The 17931-nt window shown below is 71.9% G+C and carries 18 protein-coding genes and 4 tRNA genes; 16 read left to right on the top strand and 6 right to left on the bottom strand.

Annotated elements, in window-relative coordinates; all coding sequences use genetic code 11:
- The first annotated feature begins 88 nt into the window (after positions 1-88).
- Genes ACTIDRAF_RS0207360 through htpX form a run of 4 tightly spaced genes read left to right on the top strand, consistent with a single transcriptional unit; the run spans position 89 to position 2622 of the window.
- A complete protein-coding gene (locus tag ACTIDRAF_RS0207360; RefSeq protein WP_016698073.1) occupies positions 89-595 on the top strand; it encodes an NADH-quinone oxidoreductase subunit B in 507 nt (168 codons plus the stop codon).
- Positions 592-1179: an NADH-quinone oxidoreductase subunit C gene (locus ACTIDRAF_RS34410; RefSeq protein WP_016698072.1), complete on the top strand. Its 588-nt coding sequence runs from the start codon at positions 592-594 to the stop codon at positions 1177-1179. The genes ACTIDRAF_RS0207360 and ACTIDRAF_RS34410 overlap by 4 nt, the downstream gene beginning before the upstream one ends.
- The gene (locus tag ACTIDRAF_RS34405; RefSeq protein WP_245533465.1) at positions 1176-1712 is read left to right on the top strand and encodes a 4Fe-4S binding protein; all 537 of its coding nucleotides are present in this window, start codon (positions 1176-1178) and stop codon (positions 1710-1712) included. The genes ACTIDRAF_RS34410 and ACTIDRAF_RS34405 overlap by 4 nt, the downstream gene beginning before the upstream one ends.
- Before the next feature lie 40 nt (positions 1713-1752).
- Positions 1753-2622, top strand: a complete 870-nt coding sequence (gene htpX, locus ACTIDRAF_RS0207345) for a zinc metalloprotease HtpX (protein ID WP_016698070.1) — start codon at positions 1753-1755, stop codon at positions 2620-2622.
- Between the two features lie 46 nt (positions 2623-2668).
- Here the strand turns inward: htpX and rfbA are convergent, their stop codons facing one another.
- Both rfbA and ACTIDRAF_RS0207335 read right to left on the bottom strand, forming a co-directional pair.
- Entirely contained in the window at positions 2669-3547 is an 879-nt protein-coding gene (gene rfbA, locus ACTIDRAF_RS0207340; protein ID WP_026065865.1) for a glucose-1-phosphate thymidylyltransferase RfbA, read from the bottom strand.
- 197 nt (positions 3548-3744) lie between these two features.
- The gene (locus ACTIDRAF_RS0207335) at positions 3745-4236 is read right to left on the bottom strand and encodes a YajQ family cyclic di-GMP-binding protein (protein ID WP_016698068.1); all 492 of its coding nucleotides are present in this window, start codon (positions 4234-4236) and stop codon (positions 3745-3747) included.
- A gap of 284 nt (positions 4237-4520) precedes the next feature.
- Between ACTIDRAF_RS0207335 and ACTIDRAF_RS0207325 the strand changes: the two genes are divergently transcribed.
- Positions 4521-4601: transfer RNA gene (locus tag ACTIDRAF_RS0207325), tRNA-Tyr, on the top strand.
- Between the two features lie 690 nt (positions 4602-5291).
- Positions 5292-5978, top strand: a complete 687-nt coding sequence (locus ACTIDRAF_RS0207320) for a haloacid dehalogenase type II (RefSeq protein WP_016698067.1) — start codon at positions 5292-5294, stop codon at positions 5976-5978.
- 99 nt (positions 5979-6077) lie between these two features.
- Here the strand turns inward: ACTIDRAF_RS0207320 and ACTIDRAF_RS0207315 are convergent, their stop codons facing one another.
- Positions 6078-7034, bottom strand: a complete 957-nt coding sequence (locus ACTIDRAF_RS0207315) for a quinone oxidoreductase family protein (RefSeq protein ID WP_026065864.1) — start codon at positions 7032-7034, stop codon at positions 6078-6080.
- Between the two features lie 638 nt (positions 7035-7672).
- Here ACTIDRAF_RS0207315 and ACTIDRAF_RS0207310 point away from each other — a divergent pair.
- From ACTIDRAF_RS0207310 to ACTIDRAF_RS0207285, 6 genes are all read left to right on the top strand, one after another.
- Positions 7673-10291 carry a putative bifunctional diguanylate cyclase/phosphodiesterase gene (locus ACTIDRAF_RS0207310; RefSeq protein WP_016698065.1) on the top strand — a complete coding sequence of 873 codons (2619 nt, stop codon included), beginning with the start codon at positions 7673-7675 and terminating at the stop codon, positions 10289-10291.
- Positions 10292-10371: 80 nt separating this feature from the next.
- Positions 10372-10447 (top strand) — tRNA-Thr (locus ACTIDRAF_RS0207305).
- A 62-nt stretch (positions 10448-10509) separates the two neighbouring features.
- A tRNA-Met gene (locus ACTIDRAF_RS0207300) sits at positions 10510-10585 on the top strand.
- A gap of 72 nt (positions 10586-10657) precedes the next feature.
- Positions 10658-10822, top strand: a complete 165-nt coding sequence (rpmG, locus tag ACTIDRAF_RS0207295; protein ID WP_016698064.1) for a 50S ribosomal protein L33 — start codon at positions 10658-10660, stop codon at positions 10820-10822.
- A gap of 201 nt (positions 10823-11023) precedes the next feature.
- Positions 11024-11509 (top strand): MaoC family dehydratase N-terminal domain-containing protein, encoded by a 486-nt coding sequence (locus ACTIDRAF_RS0207290; RefSeq protein WP_026065863.1) that lies wholly within the window; start codon positions 11024-11026, stop codon positions 11507-11509.
- A complete protein-coding gene (locus ACTIDRAF_RS0207285; protein WP_016698062.1) occupies positions 11506-11934 on the top strand; it encodes a MaoC family dehydratase in 429 nt (142 codons plus the stop codon). The genes ACTIDRAF_RS0207290 and ACTIDRAF_RS0207285 overlap by 4 nt, the downstream gene beginning before the upstream one ends.
- A 66-nt stretch (positions 11935-12000) precedes the next feature.
- Here ACTIDRAF_RS0207285 and ACTIDRAF_RS0207280 read toward each other — a convergent pair whose 3' ends face one another.
- Positions 12001-13242, bottom strand: coding sequence for a pyridoxal phosphate-dependent aminotransferase (locus tag ACTIDRAF_RS0207280; RefSeq protein WP_016698061.1), 1242 nt, complete (start codon positions 13240-13242; stop codon positions 12001-12003).
- A gap of 310 nt (positions 13243-13552) precedes the next feature.
- Here ACTIDRAF_RS0207280 and ACTIDRAF_RS0207275 point away from each other — a divergent pair.
- The 4 genes from ACTIDRAF_RS0207275 to rplA all read left to right on the top strand — a co-directional run bounded on the left by ACTIDRAF_RS0207275 (position 13553) and on the right by rplA (position 15723).
- Positions 13553-13625, top strand: a tRNA-Trp gene (locus ACTIDRAF_RS0207275).
- Positions 13626-13659: 34 nt separating this feature from the next.
- Entirely contained in the window at positions 13660-14052 is a 393-nt protein-coding gene (secE, locus tag ACTIDRAF_RS0207270; RefSeq protein ID WP_016698060.1) for a preprotein translocase subunit SecE, read from the top strand.
- Positions 14053-14124: 72 nt separating this feature from the next.
- A complete protein-coding gene (gene nusG, locus ACTIDRAF_RS0207265; protein WP_016698059.1) occupies positions 14125-14910 on the top strand; it encodes a transcription termination/antitermination protein NusG in 786 nt (261 codons plus the stop codon).
- Positions 14911-15003: 93 nt separating this feature from the next.
- Positions 15004-15723, top strand: a complete 720-nt coding sequence (gene rplA / locus ACTIDRAF_RS0207260; protein WP_016698058.1) for a 50S ribosomal protein L1 — start codon at positions 15004-15006, stop codon at positions 15721-15723.
- Between the two features lie 93 nt (positions 15724-15816).
- On the opposite strand, the gene ACTIDRAF_RS0207255 is transcribed toward rplA, so the two are convergent.
- Both ACTIDRAF_RS0207255 and ACTIDRAF_RS0207250 read right to left on the bottom strand, forming a co-directional pair.
- On the bottom strand, positions 15817-16251 hold the full coding sequence (locus ACTIDRAF_RS0207255; protein WP_016698057.1) for a hypothetical protein: 435 nt from the start codon (positions 16249-16251) through the stop codon (positions 15817-15819).
- A gap of 97 nt (positions 16252-16348) precedes the next feature.
- Positions 16349-17596: a hypothetical protein gene (locus ACTIDRAF_RS0207250; RefSeq protein WP_016698056.1), complete on the bottom strand. Its 1248-nt coding sequence runs from the start codon at positions 17594-17596 to the stop codon at positions 16349-16351.
- Positions 17597-17931 lie beyond the last annotated feature (335 nt).

Below are 17931 nucleotides of genomic sequence, written 5' to 3'. Positions count from 1 at the left end.
TCCCCGCCAGCCGTCCCCTGAACGGCCGAGCGGTCGGACGGCTCACCGCCGCGCCACCGTCCGCCCACCCCGCCTACGCTGTCGCCTCGTGACCACCACCCCGCTCCGACTCGGCCCACCCACGCCACGACGGACGTCGCTGTCGTGGGAGGGGCTGTTCCGGGTCACGGTGCTCGACCTGGGGCTGGCCTGCTGCGGCGTCGAGGTGATGGCGGCCCTCCACGAGGAGGGCGCCCCCGCCGAACCGGCCGCCGCCGATCCCCCGGACCCCCCGGCCGGTTGGGTGCTGGTGGTGTCGGGAACGGTCACCGACGTGATGCTGCCGGCCGTGCTGGCCGCCTACGCGGAACTGCCGGAGCCCCGCTACGTCCTCTCGGTCGGGGCGTGCAGCAACACCGGCGGCCCCTACTGGGACTCCTACAGCGTCACCAAGGGCATCGACCAGCTGCTCCCGGTCCACGTCGCCGTCCCCGGCTGCCCGCCCCGCCCCGACGCGGTGCTGGGCGGACTGCGCGCCCTCCAGCGGATGCTCGCCGAGGACCAGGGGCCCGGCACGACCGGCGCAGCGAACACGACGAGCGAGGACACCGCATGAGGGCCGGATCGGCCGCACTCGCCGAGGAACTGTCGCGACACCTGCCGGACGCCGACGTGGCCGCGGAGTTCGGCCAGCACGCGGTGTCCGTCCCCCTCGCCAGCTGGCGCGACGCGGCCCGCGCCGCCCACGGCGCTCTCGGGTGCGCCCTCTTCGACTGGCTGGGAGCCGAGGACGCCGGGGGCCCCACCGAGGAACCCGGGCGGGCCCACCGCGTCACCCTGCACGTCGTGAACCCCTCCCGCCGGCTCGGGCTGCTGCTCCGCACCCGGGTGCTGGCCGGCGAGGCCCTGCCCAGCCTGCACCAGGTGTGGGACGGGGCCGCCTGGCACGAGCGGGAGCTCGCCGAGATGTTCGGCCTCGACGTGACCGGGCTCGCGACGCCTCCGCTGTTGCTGGCCCCCACCTTCGTCGGCCACCCCCTGCGGAAGGACTTCGTGCTGGCCTCCCGGGCCACCCGGCCGTGGCCCGGAGCACCGGAGCCGGGGGAGTCCGCCGCCGACGCCGCGACGGGTGGGAGACGGCGCGGCACCCCACCCGGCGTACCGGACCCGTCCTGGGGACCTCGGAGGGAACGATCGTGAGCAGCGCGCGGCCAACACCAGACGGCGCCACCGGCCCGGGGCACACCCCGGGCGGGAGCCCGGGAGTACCGGCACGGTCCCGGGGCGCCCTCGCCCTCGTGGAGGCGAACTGCACGGTCTGCATGTTGTGCGCCCGCGAGTGCCCCGACTGGTGCATCCACATCGAGTCCCACACGGAGACGGTCCCCCAGCCGGGACGGGCGCGGGACCGCCGGCAACCGGTCCTCGACCGGTTCGCCATCGACTACGGACAGTGCCTGTACTGCGGGATCTGCGTCGAGGTCTGCCCGTTCGACGCGCTCCACTGGGCCGAGACGCACGACTACCCGGGCACCGGTGGCGTGGATGGCCTGGGAGCCACGTCCGAGCTGGTCGCCGAGCGGGAGGACCTGATGGCCTCGGTCGCCGCCGTGCCCCCTCCACCCCCGCTGGACGACGGGGCGGAACCACCGCCCGAGCGAGTGGGATCCCGGTCACGGAAAGTGAGTGGGGGAACGTCCGGTCGGCCCAGCACGTTGTTCGGACGGACGTAACCGCACCGGCAGTCGAGTGATCCGGCGGAGGCGATACGACGTGCACAAGCATTGGAACGGGCTGAAGACCGCGCTGCTCCTCGGTGGCCTCAGCGCGCTCATCATCGTCGTCGCGGGTGTGATCGGAGCGCGGACCGGTCTCCTGATCGGCCTGGTGCTGGCCCTGGCCGTGAACGGCTACGCCTACTTCAACTCCGACAAGCTGGCGCTCCGGGCGATGCGGGCGAGGCCGGTCTCCGAGGCGGAACAACCGGCGATGTACCGGATCGTCCGGGAGCTGGCCACCGGCGCCCGGCAGCCGATGCCCCGGCTCTACGTGAGCCCCACCGAGGCGCCCAACGCCTTCGCCACCGGCCGCAACCCCCGCAACGCGGCGGTCTGCTGCACCACCGGCATCCTGCGCCTGCTGGACGAACGTGAGCTCCGCGGCGTGCTGGGGCACGAGCTCTCCCACGTCTACAACCGGGACATCCTCATCTCCTCGGTCGCGGGCGCGCTCGCCAGCGTGGTGACCTTCCTGGCGAACTTCGCGATGTTCTTCGGCGCCTTCGGCGGCAACGGCAACCGGTCGAACCCCTTCGCGCTGCTGCTCATCGCACTGCTCGGCCCCATCGCGGCCGCCGTCGTCCAGATGGCGGTGAGCCGGTCGCGCGAGTACCAGGCGGACGCCTCCGGCTCGGAGCTGACCGGCGATCCGCTCGCCCTCGCCTCCGCGCTGCGGAAGCTGGAACGGGGCACCCGGGAGGCGCCGCTCGCGCCCGAACCCCGGCTCGTGTCCGAGTCGCACCTGATGATCGCCAACCCGTTCCGCCCGGGGGAGGGCATGGCCAGGATGTTCTCCACCCACCCGCCCATCGACGACCGGGTCCGCCGACTCGAGCAACTCGCCGGTCGACAACTGCCCTGGTGAGTCCGGTGGGCTCCGAGGCCGCCCCGGCCCGACCCCGGGGGAGGCGTCAGCCGTCGAGGACGCCCCGCGCGACGTCCATCACGTAGCGGCCGTACCCGGACTTGGCGAGGGCGGCGCCCAGCGCGTGGCACGCCTCGGCGTCGATGTAGCCCATGCGCAGCGCGATCTCCTCGAGGCAGGCGATCCGGACGCCCTGCCGGGCCTCCAGCACCTGGACGAACTGCCCCGCCGCCAGCATCGCGTCGTGCGTCCCGGTGTCCAGCCACGCGAAGCCCCGGCCCAGGTCGACCAGCCTGGCCCGGCCCTCCCGCAGGTAGGCGAGGTTCACGTCGGTGATCTCCAGCTCGCCCCTGGGCGAGGGCGTGAGCTGTTTGGCGATCTCGATCACGTCGTTGTCGTAGAAGTACAGCCCGGTGATCGCCTTGTTCGACTTCGGCGTGACCGGTTTCTCCTCGATGGAGAGCAGCCGGCCGTGCGCGTCGACCTCGCCGACGCCGTACCGCTCCGGGTCCTGCACCGGGTAACCGAACAGCACGCACCCGTCCACCGAGGCGGAGTGCCTGCTGAGCAGCCTGGGCAACCCGTGGCCGTAGAAGATGTTGTCGCCGAGGACCAGGGCGACGTCGTCCTCACCGATGAAATCGGCCCCGATCAGGAACGCCTCGGCGAGCCCGTTGGGCTCCGGCTGCACCGCGTACTCGAAGCGCAGGCCCAGCTGCTCGCCGTCGCCCAGCAGCCGGCGGAACAGCGGGAGGTCCTGGGGAGTCGAGATGATCAGGATCTCCCGGACTCCGGCGAGCATCAACACCGAGATCGGGTAGTAGATCATCGGCTTGTCGTAGACCGGCAGCAACTGCTTGGACACCGCCTGGGTGATCGGATGCAGTCGGGTACCGCTGCCGCCGGCAAGCACAATCCCCTTCACGGTGCCAGGACGTTACCCGCTCACACCGCCTCGCGGCACCGCATGATTGCTGATGTCACCGCCCGCCGGGTCAACGGGCGCTGGGCACGAGCGCCGGGCCACCGGACGGTCGGGTCCGGTGGCCAGGACGACGCCGCATCCGCTCGTGCCGAGCCGGCCGCGCCCCGCGCGGCGCGTCCAGCCGGCTGGGCGCGCTCCTACCGGTAGTTGGTGAACTGGAGGGCGATGTCGAAGTCGGCTTCCTTGAGCAGGCTGATGGTCTTCTGGAGGTCGTCCTTCTTCTTGGCCGACACCCGGAGCTGTTCACCCTGGATCTGGGCCTGCACGCCCTTCGGGCCCTCGTCCCGGATCTTCTTCGCGATCTGCTTGGCCTTGTCGCTGGCGATGCCCTGGATGATCTTGCCCGTGACCTTGTGGACCTGGCCGGACAGGGCGGGGTCACCCACCTCGAACGCCTTCATCGAGATGCCCCGCTTGATGAGCTTCTCCTTGAAGACCTCGATCGCGGCCCGGCAGCGCTCCTCGGTCTCGGACTCGATCGTCACCGCCTCCTCGCCGGCCCAGGAGATCCTGGTCCCGGTCCCTCGGAAGTCGAAACGGCTCGACAGCTCCTTGGCCGCCTGGTTGAGCGCGTTGTCCACCTCCTGGCGGTCGACCTTGCTCACGACGTCGAATGACGCGTCCGCCACCTGGCCCCACCTCCGCGGTCGTGTGCCGACACGGCAGGGCGCCGCGTCGCCTGTGGTGGCGCAAACCTACTAGGCGCGCCTCGCCTGACCGCGTCGCACCCGCCCCCTCCCGCCAGGGGCGATGCCATGCGCGGCACGGGGCTTTCCGCGCGGGAGGGGTGGTGCGTGGTCGGGCTTCCCCGAGCCGTGGCAGAGCGGGCGACACGCCGACCACAACCCCCGTGCGGGTACCACCGGTGGTGCGTGTATGCTCTGTGGCGTCGGATCGGGTGACGGTTCGGCAAGGCGGGTTGCCCGAGCGGCCAAAGGGAGCGGACTGTAAATCCGTCGCGCAAGCTACGAAGGTTCGAATCCTTCACCCGCCACACCAGCCAGAACGCCCCGGTGAGCTGCGAGAACAGCCCACCGGGGCGTTCGTACGTCGTCCGGCTGTGAACAGCCTTCTACGGGTGTCTGTGCCGAATACGTGCCGAAGTTCTCGGCCGCTCGGCGCCTGCGCGGCCCAGGCGGGGCCTCCGGCTCCCCCGTCCACGTCCGTGCGGAGAGCCGGCGGAGCGCTCGGCCGCCCCTGCCCGCTGCGACCCGGGCGGGGCTCCACGCGGCCGTCCAGCCGCGTACAGGGTGGCGCCCTGGTCCGCAGGCCACCGAGTTCGGGAGGTTGAGGGACGTCCGGCGTGGAGGGCCAAGGGGCGAGCTCGTCCTGATCGCGGGGAGGCACGGGTGGCGTGCCTCGGCCCGAGAGGGGCGGGAACAGAGCCTCGCCGAGGACATGGCCGCTGGTCCCGCCCCACCGGAACCCTCGCGGCAACGCCGGGACGCCCTCCTGACGGCACCAAGGTCGGGATCGTCGCGGCGCCGTCGTGCCGGGCGCCCGACCACGGGACCCGGCAGCCACCCAGCGCGCGTGCGGTGCGGCGTCGCGGACCCCCCGCGTTCGCGTTGGTGCGTCAGGCCGGCCAGCCGCGATGAGGGCGTCCTCCGGGGAACACGGGTGTGCTCCGCGCGGTTGTGAGGGGCGATGTCCGTCACGCCCTACTGCGCTCGGGAGGTCCCGCATGCCACATCCGCGAACGGACGCCATCGTGTTCGATGTGCTCGGTACGCTCGTCGACGAACCGGCCGGTATCCGCGCCGGTATCCGCGAGCTCGACCCGTCGCTCGACGACGCCAGGACGGAGGAGCTCCTCTCGCTGTGGCAGCGGCACGTCGAACGTGAACAAGGTCGCGTCCTCGACGGCGCCCGGCCCTACGAACCCAGCGATCGACTCGACCGGGAGGCAGCCGAGGTCGTCGCCGAGGCAGCCGGAGTCGACGACCCGGCGGCCGTCGCGCGGCTGGCGCTGTCCGCTCGGCGGCTCACGCCGTGGCCGGACACGGTCGCGGCGCTCGCCCGGCTTGCCGAACGGTTCCCGCTGATCGGGCTCTCCAACGCGAGCCGCACGGCCCTGTTGGAACTGAACGCCCACGCCGGACTGCGGTGGCACCAGGCGCTCTCAGCTGAGGAGGCGCGGACGTACAAGCCGGATCCAGCGGTCTACCAGCTGGCGGTCACCGTGTCCGGGCTGCCGCCGGAGCGGTTGCTGATGGTCGCGGCGCACTCGTGGGACCTGCGGGGAGCGCGGCGCCTCGGTCTGCGTTCCGCCTACGTCGCCCGACCCGTGGGGGACCCGCCAGCCTCCTCCGACCGGTTCGACCTGCACGCCGAGGGGCTGGCCGACCTGGCCGACCGGCTCGGCGCCTAGCCGTGGGCCTCGCGGGCCTGGCCGACGGTGGCGGGTGAGCCGCGCCGAGGCCAGTGCCCTCGGCGTGATCCCGGGCGGCGCCGGTGCTCGCAGCCGCGCTCAGGGAACCATGATGACGCGGCCGAGCCGCCCCCGTTCCTCGGCGCGGGCGTGGGCGGCGGCGGCCTCGGAGAGCGGGTAGACCCGGTCCACCGGAGCGGACAGCGTGCCGGTGGCGACGTCACGGAGCATCGTGTCGAGCAGGGTGCGGGTCGCTGGTTCCGCCATGACACCGCCGAGGAAGCAGCCGATCAGCGTCAGCCGCCGGGCGAGGATCTGGAGGGTGTCGATGGCCGCCGATCCGCCGGACCTGCCGCCGACGAGCACGACACGACCACCGTCCTCGACGGCTCCGAGGCCGGCCAGCAGGGCGTCGCCCCCGACGGTGTCGATGAGGACGTGCGCCCCGTGGTCGAGCACGGCCCGCACCTGGTCGGCGATGGCGTGGGGACGCGGGACGACCGCGTCGGTGAGGCCGTGAGGGCGCAGCGCGTCGAGTGCGGCCGGGTCGCTGCCCGTGCCGAGCACCCTGGCTCCGGCTCGGTGGGCGAGTTGGACGAGGCCGACGCCGACGCCCCCCGTGGCACCCTGCACCAGGACGGCCTCGCCGGGCTGGATCGCGGCCTGGGACACGGCCAACGCGGCGGTGCCGAGGCCGATGAACGCGGCGGCCGCCGTCGTGCTCCCCACTCCGTCCGGGACGGCCCAGGTCGTCGCGGCGGGCGCGGCGCGGAGTGACGCGTGGGAGCCCTCGAAACCGAAGGTCACGACCCGTTGGCCCACCGAGAAGCTGGTGACCGCCGTCCCCAGGGCCACGATCTCGCCGGCAGCCGCGTACCCCACGACCCGTGGGGGAGAACCCGGGTCGACGGCACGCCGTGCCTGGAGGTCGCCGCCCTCGATGCTGATCGCCTCGACGCGCACGAGGACCTCGTCCTCGGCGGGCTCGGGGTCGGGGACGGTCTCGACGCGCAGCACCTCGGGTCCGCCGGGAGCCCGGTAGATCGCAGCCCTCATCGTCCCCGCCCCCGCTCGGTCCGGTCGGTCGACCGGCCACATCCTAGGCGTGGCGGGGGACGCGGTGGCGACCACCGGCCACGTGGATCGGTCGACCGGGCGGCCCGGGTCGCGTGCCAGGTGGGAACGGGCGCCCGGGTCGTCACGAGGAGAATCCACGAATGGAATTCGACAACGAGTCGATCGATGTGCGGACCGCCGACAACGGCGGGTAACCCGGCGCCGGGTCGGCGATTAACGGATCCGATATTACCCATCGTGATCTGGGGCAGGCGGTCGTGACGCGGTGTCGACCTCGCGGGCTCCGCTGCGGAGCCGGCATGGAGGTGCGGCGCTGAGCTGTGGTTACGCATGGCGTCGCGGGTCTCACCCAGCGTAGGAATGGCAGGAAGAATGGGTGCTGGTCTTTTCGGGCCCTTTGTCGGTAATCGCTTTCCTGTTGGCTTCGTCGCACCGCCGTTCACTTTTCGGCCTCGAAGACGAAAAGATCGCCGAGGAGCGTGGTAGAACTGGATCAGCCCGTCGGTCGCCCCTCCTGGTCGCCGATCGCGACCACGGTTTCCGCCGGCCGGCGTGCTCCACGGTGGCACCGGGTGCACAACCGGGGTGCGCGGTGGGGGCAGGGAAGGGGAAGTCGCATGTCCGACGAGACGGGTGTGGCGCGGAGTCAGGACACGGACACGAGGGGCACGCGCCAGCGTTCCTTCCGGTTCTTCGCGTTCCTGGTGTTCGCCGCCGGCGTGCTGGCCTCCCTGGCGGTCGGGTGGTCCGGAACCGGCGTCGCCTCCTACGGGGAGTCGATCTGGTGGGTCGGCCCGCTCCTGGGCGCGGGTTTCCTGCTCGCCGAGCGGTTCACCATCCACGTCGACGTGAACCGGGTCGGCTGGACGGTCTCCTTCACCGAGATCCCCCTCGTGGTCGGTCTGCTGGTCGCGCCCTTCGAGGTCGTGCTCCTGGCCCATCTCCTGGCGGGGATGGGCATGCTGATGGGCACGCTGCTCAGCCGCCGGGCGCTCAGCCACGGCGTCTACAACGCCGGCGTCATGTGCCTCGAGGTGGCGATTCCGTTCGGCCTCGTGGCGCTGCTGAGCGGTCCGCTCGGGGACGTGGGGCCGGCGTGGCTGCCCGTGTTGTTGGGTGCGCTGTCCTCCCCGCTGGTCAGCGCGGTCCTCGCGCTCGGCGCGATGCGCGTCCTGGGCGGTGAGGTCCGGCTCTCCGGGGCGGTGCGGATGGCGTTGTACATCCTGGTGATCGGCCTGCTGAACACCTCGGTCGCCCTGGTCGGCTACGAGGTCGCCGTCGCCCAGCCCTGGGGGTGGGCACTGGTCGTGTTCCTGTGCGCCACCGTCGTCGGGCTCTACCACGCCTACTCCGGTCTGCTGCGGGAGCGCCGCGACCTGGAGGCGCTCAGCGAGGTGAGCCTGGCCGTGGCCCGCTCCGGGCAGGAGGCGATCAGCCGGCCCGCCTCCGCGGTGTCCCACTCCCAGGCCGATCCGGTCGACTGGCGACGCGTCACCGATCGCATCCGCGACCAGCTGAACGCCAACCGCGTCGTGCTGCACCTGTTCCGCGACGGCCCGTCCGAGGTCGTGACCACGGTGTCGGGGGAGGACCAGGACGGGGAGCCGGCGCGGGAACGCCCGTGGGCGACCCGGGGCGATCCGCTGCTCCAGCTGCCTGGATCCCAGGTGCGGTACTTCAGGGCCGCCGACGCCCCGGAGGACGTGCGCGACGCACTGCGGGCACGCGGTGCGAGCGAGGCGCTCGTCGTGCCGCTCCACGGAGCCCAGCAGGTCCTCGGGACGGTGGAGGTCCACGACCGGATCAGCCGCTGGCGGGGCTTCGGCCTCGCCGACGTCCGGTTGCTGCGGACCCTGGCCAGCCACCTCGCCACGGCCCTGGACAACCGCCAACTGCTCGGGAGGCTGCGCCACGACGCCTACCACGACCCGCTCACCGGCCTGCTCAACCGCCAGGGCTTCCGGGAGCTCACCGCCGACCGGTTGCGCTCGGCGCAGCGGCTCGTGCTGCTCCGACTCGACCTGGAGGTGCTGTCGACGGTGAGCGAGGCGCTCGGGCACGCCTGGGGCGACCGGATGGTCGTGGCGGCCGGGCGGCGCATGCGGGACGTCTTGGGGCGGTCGGCGGTGCTCGCCCGGCTGGAGGGCGGCTCCTTCGCGGTCCTCCTCGCCGGCCAGACCGACGAGGAGGTCTCCCGCCTCGCGGAACGGCTGCGGGCCGAGGTGGCGGCGCCGTACCCCGTCGACCGGTTGACGGTGGAGGCGGGAGCCGTCGTCGGCTACGCGGTCGCCGGGGTGGACCCCGAGGTGCGGGACGACGCCGACAGCATGCTCCAGCACGCGGACGTGGCGTTGCGCGCCGCCCGCAACGGCGACGCGGCGGTGCGCGAGTACGTGCCGAGCATGGGGCAGATCTTCCTGCGGCGGTTCCAGCTCGTGACCCACTTCCGGCAAGCCCTGGACACCGGTCAGGTCGAGGTGCACTTCCAACCGAAGATCGCGTTGCGCGACCGCGAGGTGATCGGGGTGGAGGCTCTCGTGCGCTGGTCCCACCCCGAGTTCGGGCGACTGGACCCGGACGAGTTCGTGCCGGCCGTGGAGGCCACCGGTCTGGTCGACGCGCTGACCTGTTTCGTGATGGAACGGGCGCTGGAACAGGTCAGGGGCTGGTTGGACCGCGAGTTGCGCCTGTCCGCCTCGGTGAACCTCTCGGTGCGCAACCTCGCGGACGAGGACTTCCCGGACGTGGTGGCCGAGGCGCTCGACCGGACCGGGGTGCCACCGGAGCTGTTGACCTTCGAACTGACGGAGTCCGGGGTCATGGCCGACCCGGAACGGGCGCTCCCGGTGCTGCGGCGGCTGCACGCGCTGGGGGTCGTCCTCGCCGTGGACGACTTCGGGACGGGCTATTCCTCACTGGCCTACCTGCGCCAGTTGCCGGTGGACGAGGTCAAGATCGACAAGAGCTTCGTCTTCGGGATGGGCTCGGACCTCAGTGACATGGCCGTGGTGCGTTCGATCATCGAGCTCGGGCACTCGCTCGGCCTGTCCGTGGTGGCGGAGGGGGTTGAGGAGGACGCCGTCCGGGACCAGTTGGTGGGGATGGGCTGTGACACGGCGCAGGGGTACCTCATCTCGCGTCCGCTGCCCCCGGACCGGTTCGAGGCGTGGCTGCGGGCGAGGACGGTGCGGGCGAGGGGAAGCCGCGACCGGTTGGTGTTGACCCTGGTCAGCTGACCCGAGCGGCTCGAGGCACCCCCCCGGTTTCACCTTCGGGACGGGGTTGTGTAGAGTCATCATCGCTCAAGGCGGAGCAGGCCCCAATAGCTCAGTCGGCAGAGCGTCTCCATGGTAAGGAGAAGGTCTACGGTTCGATTCCGTATTGGGGCTCCACGAACTCCCGCAGTGCCCGGCAGTGGCACTGCGGGTGTATCGTGTGTGTGGTTTGCCCGCGTGGCGGTGTAGCTCAGTTGGTAGAGCAAACGGCTCATAATCGTTGTGTCGCGGGTTCGAGTCCCGCCACCGCTACCAATCGGTCCCGTCGATCCGGGCGCGACCGGGATCACAGACCGACTCAGGACCCTAGCTTGAGAGGGAGGCACCGTGGCCGCCACGGACGTTCGCCCCAAGATCACGTTGGCGTGCGAGGAGTGCAAGCACCGCAACTACATCACCAAGAAGAACCGTCGGAACGACCCCGACCGGCTCGCGGTGAAGAAGTACTGCCGGAACTGCAACGTGCACCGCGTGCACAAGGAGACCCGCTGACTCCCGGCCTGGCGCCGAGGAGCTGAGGCTCACGGAAGGACCTGACCCCACGGGGTCGGGTCCTTCCGTCTTCTCCGGGCACCGCGCTCCGGGGTCTTTCCCGGCCCCGGGGCCTCGCCGGTGCCCGGGCCTCGGCGGGGTGGGCGGCGGGACCAGGGCCGCCGGGCCGGCCCTGCGACGGTCTCGGCTACGGTGGCCGCCGTGGGGCTTGACCAGAGGTTTGTTGGACGTGCTTACCCGCCGACCGATCCGTACGAGGTGGGCAGGGAGAAGATCCGGGAGTTCGCGGACGCGGTGGGAGACCCGAGCCCGGTGTACCGGGACCCGGCCGCCGCCCGGGCCGCCGGCCATCCGGACGTGATCGCGCCGCCGACGTTCGCGTTCCTGCTCTCGGTTCGGGCGAACGAGGTCATCGTGACCGACCCCGAGCTGGGGTTGGACTACGGCACGGTCGTGCACGGGGACCAGAGCTTCGAACACCACCGCCCCATCAGGGCGGGGGACAGGCTCGTGGTGACGGCGCACGTCGACGCCGTGTCCAGCCGGGCCGGCAACGAGTTCCTGACCCTCAGGTCGGAGGTCACGACCGAGGACGGTGAGGCCGTCGTCACGGCTCGCACCATGCTCGTCGCACGGGGGACGGCCGACAGCCCGGCGGCCGCCGAAGCGGAAGGGGTGACGGCGTGAGCCGGCTGCGGGTGTCGGAGGTCTCCAGCGGAACCGTGCTCCCCGAACTGAGGGTTCGGGTGACGAGGGAGCAGCTGGTCCGCTACGCGGGCGCCTCCGGGGACTTCAACCCGATCCACTGGAACGAGCGGTTCGCCCGCGAGGTCGGGCTGCCGAACGTGATCGCCCACGGCATGTTCACCATGGCGCAGGGCGCGCGTCTCGTGGGGGAGTGGGCAGGGGATCCGGGTGCCGTGATCGAGTACGGCGTCCGGTTCACCAGGCCGGTGGTGGTCCCCGACACCGAGGAGGGCGCCCTCGTGGAGTTGACGGGCAAGGTGACCGGCGTCGACGAGACCGGTGTCGCCAGGGTCACCATCACGGCCCGCAGCGCGGGCCAGAGCGTCCTGGGCAAGGCGGTCGCCCGGGTTCGGCTGGCGGACTAGCCCGGGAACGCGGCCAGGGCCCCGGGCGGGGCCCTGGCCGGGAGAGCGGCTCGGCCGACCTGGGGCTCAGCGCATCTCGCCGAGCAGCGCGGCGACGCGGCCCACGCCCTCCTCCAGGTCCGCGTCACCGAGCGCGTAGGAGAGGCGGAAGTAACCGGGGGTCCCGAAGGCCTCGCCGGGCACCACCGCCACCTCGGCGTGTTCCAGGACCAGCTCGGCCAGCTCGACGCTGGACCGGGGGGTGCTCCCCCGCAGCTCGCGGCCGAGCAGGTCCTTCACCGACGGGTAGACGTAGAACGCTCCCTGGGGGACGGGGCAGCGCACGCCCTCGATCACGGACAGCATCGACACGATCGTCCGGCGCCGGCGGTCGAAGGCCGCCCGCATGTCGTGCACGGCGTCCAGCGGCCCGCTCACCGCCGCGAGCGCGGCGCGCTGTGAGACGTTCGCCACGTTCGAGGTCAGGTGGGACTGGAGGTTCGACGTGGCCTTGATCACGTCCTGTGGGCCGATCATCCAGCCGACCCGCCAACCGGTCATCGCGTAGGTCTTGGCGACACCGTTGAGGATCACGCACTGGTCGGCGAGCTCGGGCACCGCCACCGGCATCGACACCGCCGTGGCCCCGTCGTAGGTCAGGTGTTCGTAGATCTCGTCCGTGATCACCCAGATGCCGTGCTCGAGGGCCCACCGGCCGATCGCCTCCACCTGTTCCCTGGGGTAGACGGCGCCGGTCGGGTTCGACGGCGAGCAGAAGAGCAGCACCTTCGTGTTCGGGGTGCGGGCCGCTTCGAGCTGTTCGACGCTGGCCAGGTAGCCGGTCGTCTCGTCGGTGGGGACGACGACGGGCGCACCCCCGGCGAGGGTGATCGCCTCCGGGTAGGTCGTCCAGTACGGGGCAGGCAGCAGCACCTCGTCGCCCGGGTCGAGCAGCGCGGCGAATGCCTGGTAGACGGCCTGCTTGCCGCCGTTCGTCACCAGGACCTGGGCGGGCTCGACCGCCAGCCCGGAGTCCCGCAGCGTCTTGGCCGCGAGCGCCTCGCGCAGGTCCGGCAGCCCCGCGGCGGGTGTGTAGCGGTGGTTCCTCGGGTCCGCGCAGGCGGCCTGGGCCGCGGTCACCACGTGCTCGGGGGTGGGGAAGTCGGGTTCGCCGGCCCCGAACCCGATGACCGGGCGCCCTGCCGCGCGCAGCGCTTTCGCCTTGGCGTCCACCGCCAGCGTGGCGGACTCGCTGATGCCACCGACCCTCGCCGAGACGCGGGGGCGGGAGGACGGGGCGGGGACGGTGCTGGGTTCGGATACGGCCATACCCCAGATGGTGTCAGACCAGGTCGAGGGAGGTTCGGTCCGCCCGGAGCGTGGGCCGGTGCCCGGGGCGCGGCCGCCCGGTGCGGTGCGCGGCAGCTCGGGCCGGCGAGGGCGGTCCAGCAGCGGCCAACAGTGCCAAGCCCTGGCTCAAAAACCCCTTCTGACCTCGGGAGTTGGAGAAACCCGCCCTCAATGCAATAGACTGCGCGCACTGAGATTCCTGCTTGCCCTCCCGCAAGTCGCGTGGGAGGCTGTCCGGCGTCTCGGGACTGTGGTGGTCACACCGGGCGACCGGTCGGGGCCACCGCAAAGGGGTGTAGCTCAATTGGCAGAGCAGCGGTCTCCAAAACCGCAGGTTGCAGGTTCAAGTCCTGTCACCCCTGCGTCGAGAATCGACGGCGAGCGGAGGAACCAGGCGTGAGCGAGGACCGCGAGCAGCAGCGGGGTGAGGGTGGCGACGCCGAGCGCCCCTCCAGTGCCGCTGAGCGTCGTGCACGCCGGGCAGCCGCACGCCCGTCCGGTCGGAAGGACCGCGCCGAGGGGGTCAGCGGCTCGGCCGGATCCGCGGACGCCGGGAAGGGCCGTCCCACGCGAGCGAGGGACGACAGCGGCAAGCGCCCGTCCTTCCCGCGCCGGATCGGCAGGTTCCTCCGTGAGGTCGTGGCCGAGCTCCGCAAGGTCATCTGGCCAACGCGCCGTCAGATGGTGACCTACACGCTGGTGGTGCTGGTCTTCGTATCCTTCGTCGTGACGCTGGTGGCGGGACTGGACATCGCCTTCAGCCAGGGTGTGCTCTGGCTGTTCGGCTGACAGCGGTCCCGTGCGCGGGCCGTGGGGTCCGCCGGGTCAGGCGCACGAGCACGAGAGGAAGCGAGACCGACTGTGACCTCCCATGAGGACGGCCAGAACCAGACCGGCTCGTCCGACGAGCAGGTGACCGCCGCGGCGGCGTCCGAGGGCTCCGAGCAGGAGACGTCGGGGGCCGAGGCCGTCGAGACCACCGCCGCGGAGGGCACCGAGCTTCCGAGTGAGGCGGACGCCGTCGACGAGGAGACCGAGTACGACCCGGTCGCCGAGATGCGCGCGGCGCTGGCCAGCGCCCCGGGCGAGTGGTACGTGGTGCACTCCTACGCCGGGTACGAGAACAAGGTGAAGGCGAACCTGGAGACCCGGGTGCAGACCCTGGACGTCGAGGACTTCATCTTCCAGGTCGAGGTGCCGGTCGAAGAGGTCACCGAGATCAAGAACGGCCAGCGCAAGCAGGTGCAGCGCAAGGTCCTGCCCGGGTACATCCTGGTCCGGATGGAGCTCAACGACGCCTCGTGGAGCGCGGTGCGCAACACCCCCGGTGTGACGGGCTTCGTCGGCGCCACCTCGCGTCCGTCCCCGCTCACGCTGGACGAGGTGCTCAAGTTCCTCGCTCCGCAGGTGGAGGAGACCAAGCCGGGTAAGGCGGGTGCTGCGGTGAGCGCCCAGCCGTCGAAGTCGACGATCGAGGTCGACTTCGAGGTCGGCGAGTCGGTGACCGTGATGGACGGGCCGTTCGCGACGCTGCCCGCGACCATCAGCGAGGTCAACGCCGACGCGCAGAAGCTGAAGGTCCTCGTCTCGATCTTCGGGCGCGAGACGCCGGTTGAACTGTCGTTCAACCAGGTAGCCAAGATCTGAACGGCGGCGGGGAGTACCCTCGACCGTTCTGACCGCGTGGGAGGGCGAGCGCTCGCCCGGCACCACTACTGATCCAGCAGACAAGGAACAGACATGGCAAAGCGCAGCAAGGCCTACCAGCGGGCCGCGGAACTCATCGACCGCGACCGCCTCTACAGCCCGTTGGAGGCCGCGAAGCTGGCCAAGGAGACCTCCAAGGTCCGCCTGGACGGCACCGTCGAGGTCGCGATCCGGCTCGGCGTCGACCCCCGCAAGGCCGACCAGATGGTCCGTGGCACGGTGAACCTCCCGCACGGTACGGGCAAGACCGCCAGGGTCATCGTGTTCGCGACGGGCGACAAGGCCGCCGAGGCCGAGGCCGCCGGTGCGGACGCCGTGGGTGCGGAAGACCTGATCGAGCGCATCCAGGGTGGCTGGCTGGAGTTCGACGCCGCGATCGCGACGCCCGACCAGATGGCGAAGGTCGGTCGGATCGCCCGCATCCTGGGCCCGCGCGGCCTGATGCCGAACCCGAAGACCGGCACCGTGACGCCCGACGTCACCAAGGCCGTCAACGACATCAAGGGCGGGAAGATCAACTTCCGCGTCGACAAGCAGGCCAACCTGCACCTGATCATCGGCAAGGTGTCCTTCGACGCCGAGAAGCTGGTGGAGAACTACTCCGCCGCGCTCGACGAGATCCTGCGGGCGAAGCCGTCCGCGGCGAAGGGGCGGTACCTGAAGAAGATCACTGTCTCCACCACCATGGGCCCCGGTATCCCGGTCGACCCGAACCGGACCCGCAACCTGCTGACCGACGAGGCCGCCGCCTGATCCAGGGCGCCCGCGTCACCGGCATCGAACGCCGCTCCAGCCACCGGCCGGGGCGGCGTTCGTCGTGCCGGCGGGTGGTCTGGTCGGGACGGATCAGTTCCCGCTTCCCGCGCTCCCCCGGCGTTTCGCGGTCTTCAGCGGGGTGACGGGCCGGGTGTGGTCGCCCAGCGAGCAGTCCGCCGGGCTCACCGCCTCCACGGCGAAGGTGGTGTCCAGCCTGATCCCGGTGTAGATGGACTCCCCGCGCGAGGCGAGGGACTCGTGCACCCGGAAGGAGTCCCCGAAGTCGCGGTCGTCCTTCGCGCGTTTGCCCGTCTCCTTGTTCGCCGGCGCCGTGGCGCGCTTGAGCTGGGTGTCCAGCCAGGTGGCGACGTCCTTGGGGGTGAGGAGCACCTGGTCGGGCTCGCCGTCCAGCCGCTCGCGCCGCGACCTCGCGGAGGCCATCGACTGGTCCTCCACGTACGCGTGCCAGTGGAGCTCCCTCGTCGCCCACTCGTTCTCCACCGGCCACTGCTCCGACGCGCTCATGTAGCTAGCCTCCCCCGAATCGCCTGGGTACCGATCAATGATGCACTCCGGACCCCCGGCGGTCGGCAGGCACCGGGTGGCCGGTGAGGGGTCCGGGTCAGCAGGTCTCCGCGTGGTGGTCGACGACCAGCCAACGGCCGTCGGGCTGTTCAGCCAGGTCGAGGGTGCCGAGCCGGGGGCCGCCCACCACCTCCAGCTGGCAGGAGCTGATCGACGTCTCACCGCCAGCCGGCGGGTCCCGGTGCTCGGAGGGGAACCCCGGGTCGGAGTAGGCGTCGGGGTCGGTGACCTGTCCCGCCAGCTCCTCCACGGCGAGGTGGCAGTACATGGCCCGGTGGTTGGCGCGGAAGGCGTCGTTCGCGCGGCCGACGAGCAGCTGGCACGCCTCCCGGGAGCGGTTCTCCGCGACGAGCCCGTACAGCTCCCGGACCGTCGCCTCCGGGCCATGGCCGTCGGCGGTGACGGGCGGGGCGCCCTCGGCCGACGGCGCCGGTGAACCGGAAGGAGGAGGCGCGGGAGCTGAGCACGAGTCCTCGGTCCGGTGTCCGGTGATGACCCAGCCGCCGTCGTCGCGCAGGTCGAGCTCGAACACCCCCAACGGGGGGCCGCCGCGCACGTCGAGGTCGTCGCACGAACTCACCACCGTGCTGGAGCCGTCCACGCCGTTGATGGCCGCGGCGACGGCGGGACTGGCCTGCGTGGGGTCGGCGTAGGCGATCGGGGTGGTCACCTCCTCGGCGAGGGCGACGGCCGCCTGCTGGCAGTCCTCGGCGTCGTTGTTCCGGGCGAACTGGGCCGCCGCCTCCTCGGTGAGGAGGGTGCAGGCACTGCGCTGCTGTTCCTGCTCGGGCGCCGCGATCCTGCTGTAGACCGCGATCACGCTCTCCGAGGGGTTGGCGGAGAAGACCGGGCGGCGGGCGCCGAGGCCGGGGCTCTCCCCGCCGTACTGGTCACCACCGGTGCCGAAGAAGTGGTCCCTGGCCAGCGACAGCAGGAACAGGACGAGGATCAGGAGGGCGATCCTGCGGACCCACCGCCGCCGGAGGAACCGCTTGAGCCACGGTGGCCACGGACCGCCGGGGTCGGCCTCCCGTTGCGCCCGCTGGTGGTCCTGGAACCGTTGGAACTCCTGGAACTGCTGGAACTGCTCGTACCGCTGGCGCTCGTCGTGGCTGAGTTCGGTGCCCGGGGCGGGGGTGCCCTCCGGCGGTCCGGGCAGCGGCCGGGTCCGTTCCGGCAGGCCGGGCTCGCCGTCCTGGCCCGGTGCCCCCGGCGCCGGGGGGGACGGCCGCGTGCGGGGGACGAGCTCTCCGGACGGTTCGTCCGGGCGGTGCTGATCAGCCACTCCGCCATCATGCCGTGTCCGGGCGACCGCGTGGAGTGCCCGGGGATTCTTCCCGTCCCCCGCGGGGACGGCCGCCTGCGCACGCTCCCGCGCCGTGCGCGCGGGGCGGTGTGCGGAGCCGGCGCCCGGTCGCCGGGGGTGGGCGCGGGGCGCCTCCCGGCTTGGGTAGACTCGTGCCAGTTCCACCCAAGACCGCTGGTCTTCAGCCCCTGCCCGCAGGTGCTGGACGAAGGCCCCGCAGTACGCGGGCGGCCCGCGCAGGAGGACGAGGCAAGTTTCCCGTGTGCGTGGCACACGGCTGTTCCGCGCCCCGTGCCCTGCTGCGCCGGGGCGTT

The organism is Actinoalloteichus spitiensis RMV-1378 (assembly GCF_000239155.1).
In the GTDB taxonomy this organism is placed as follows: Bacteria; Actinomycetota; Actinomycetes; order Mycobacteriales; family Pseudonocardiaceae; genus Actinoalloteichus_B; species Actinoalloteichus_B spitiensis.
The sequence above is the reverse complement of the archived record's forward strand: the minus strand, read 5'-3'. Positions and strand labels throughout refer to the sequence as shown.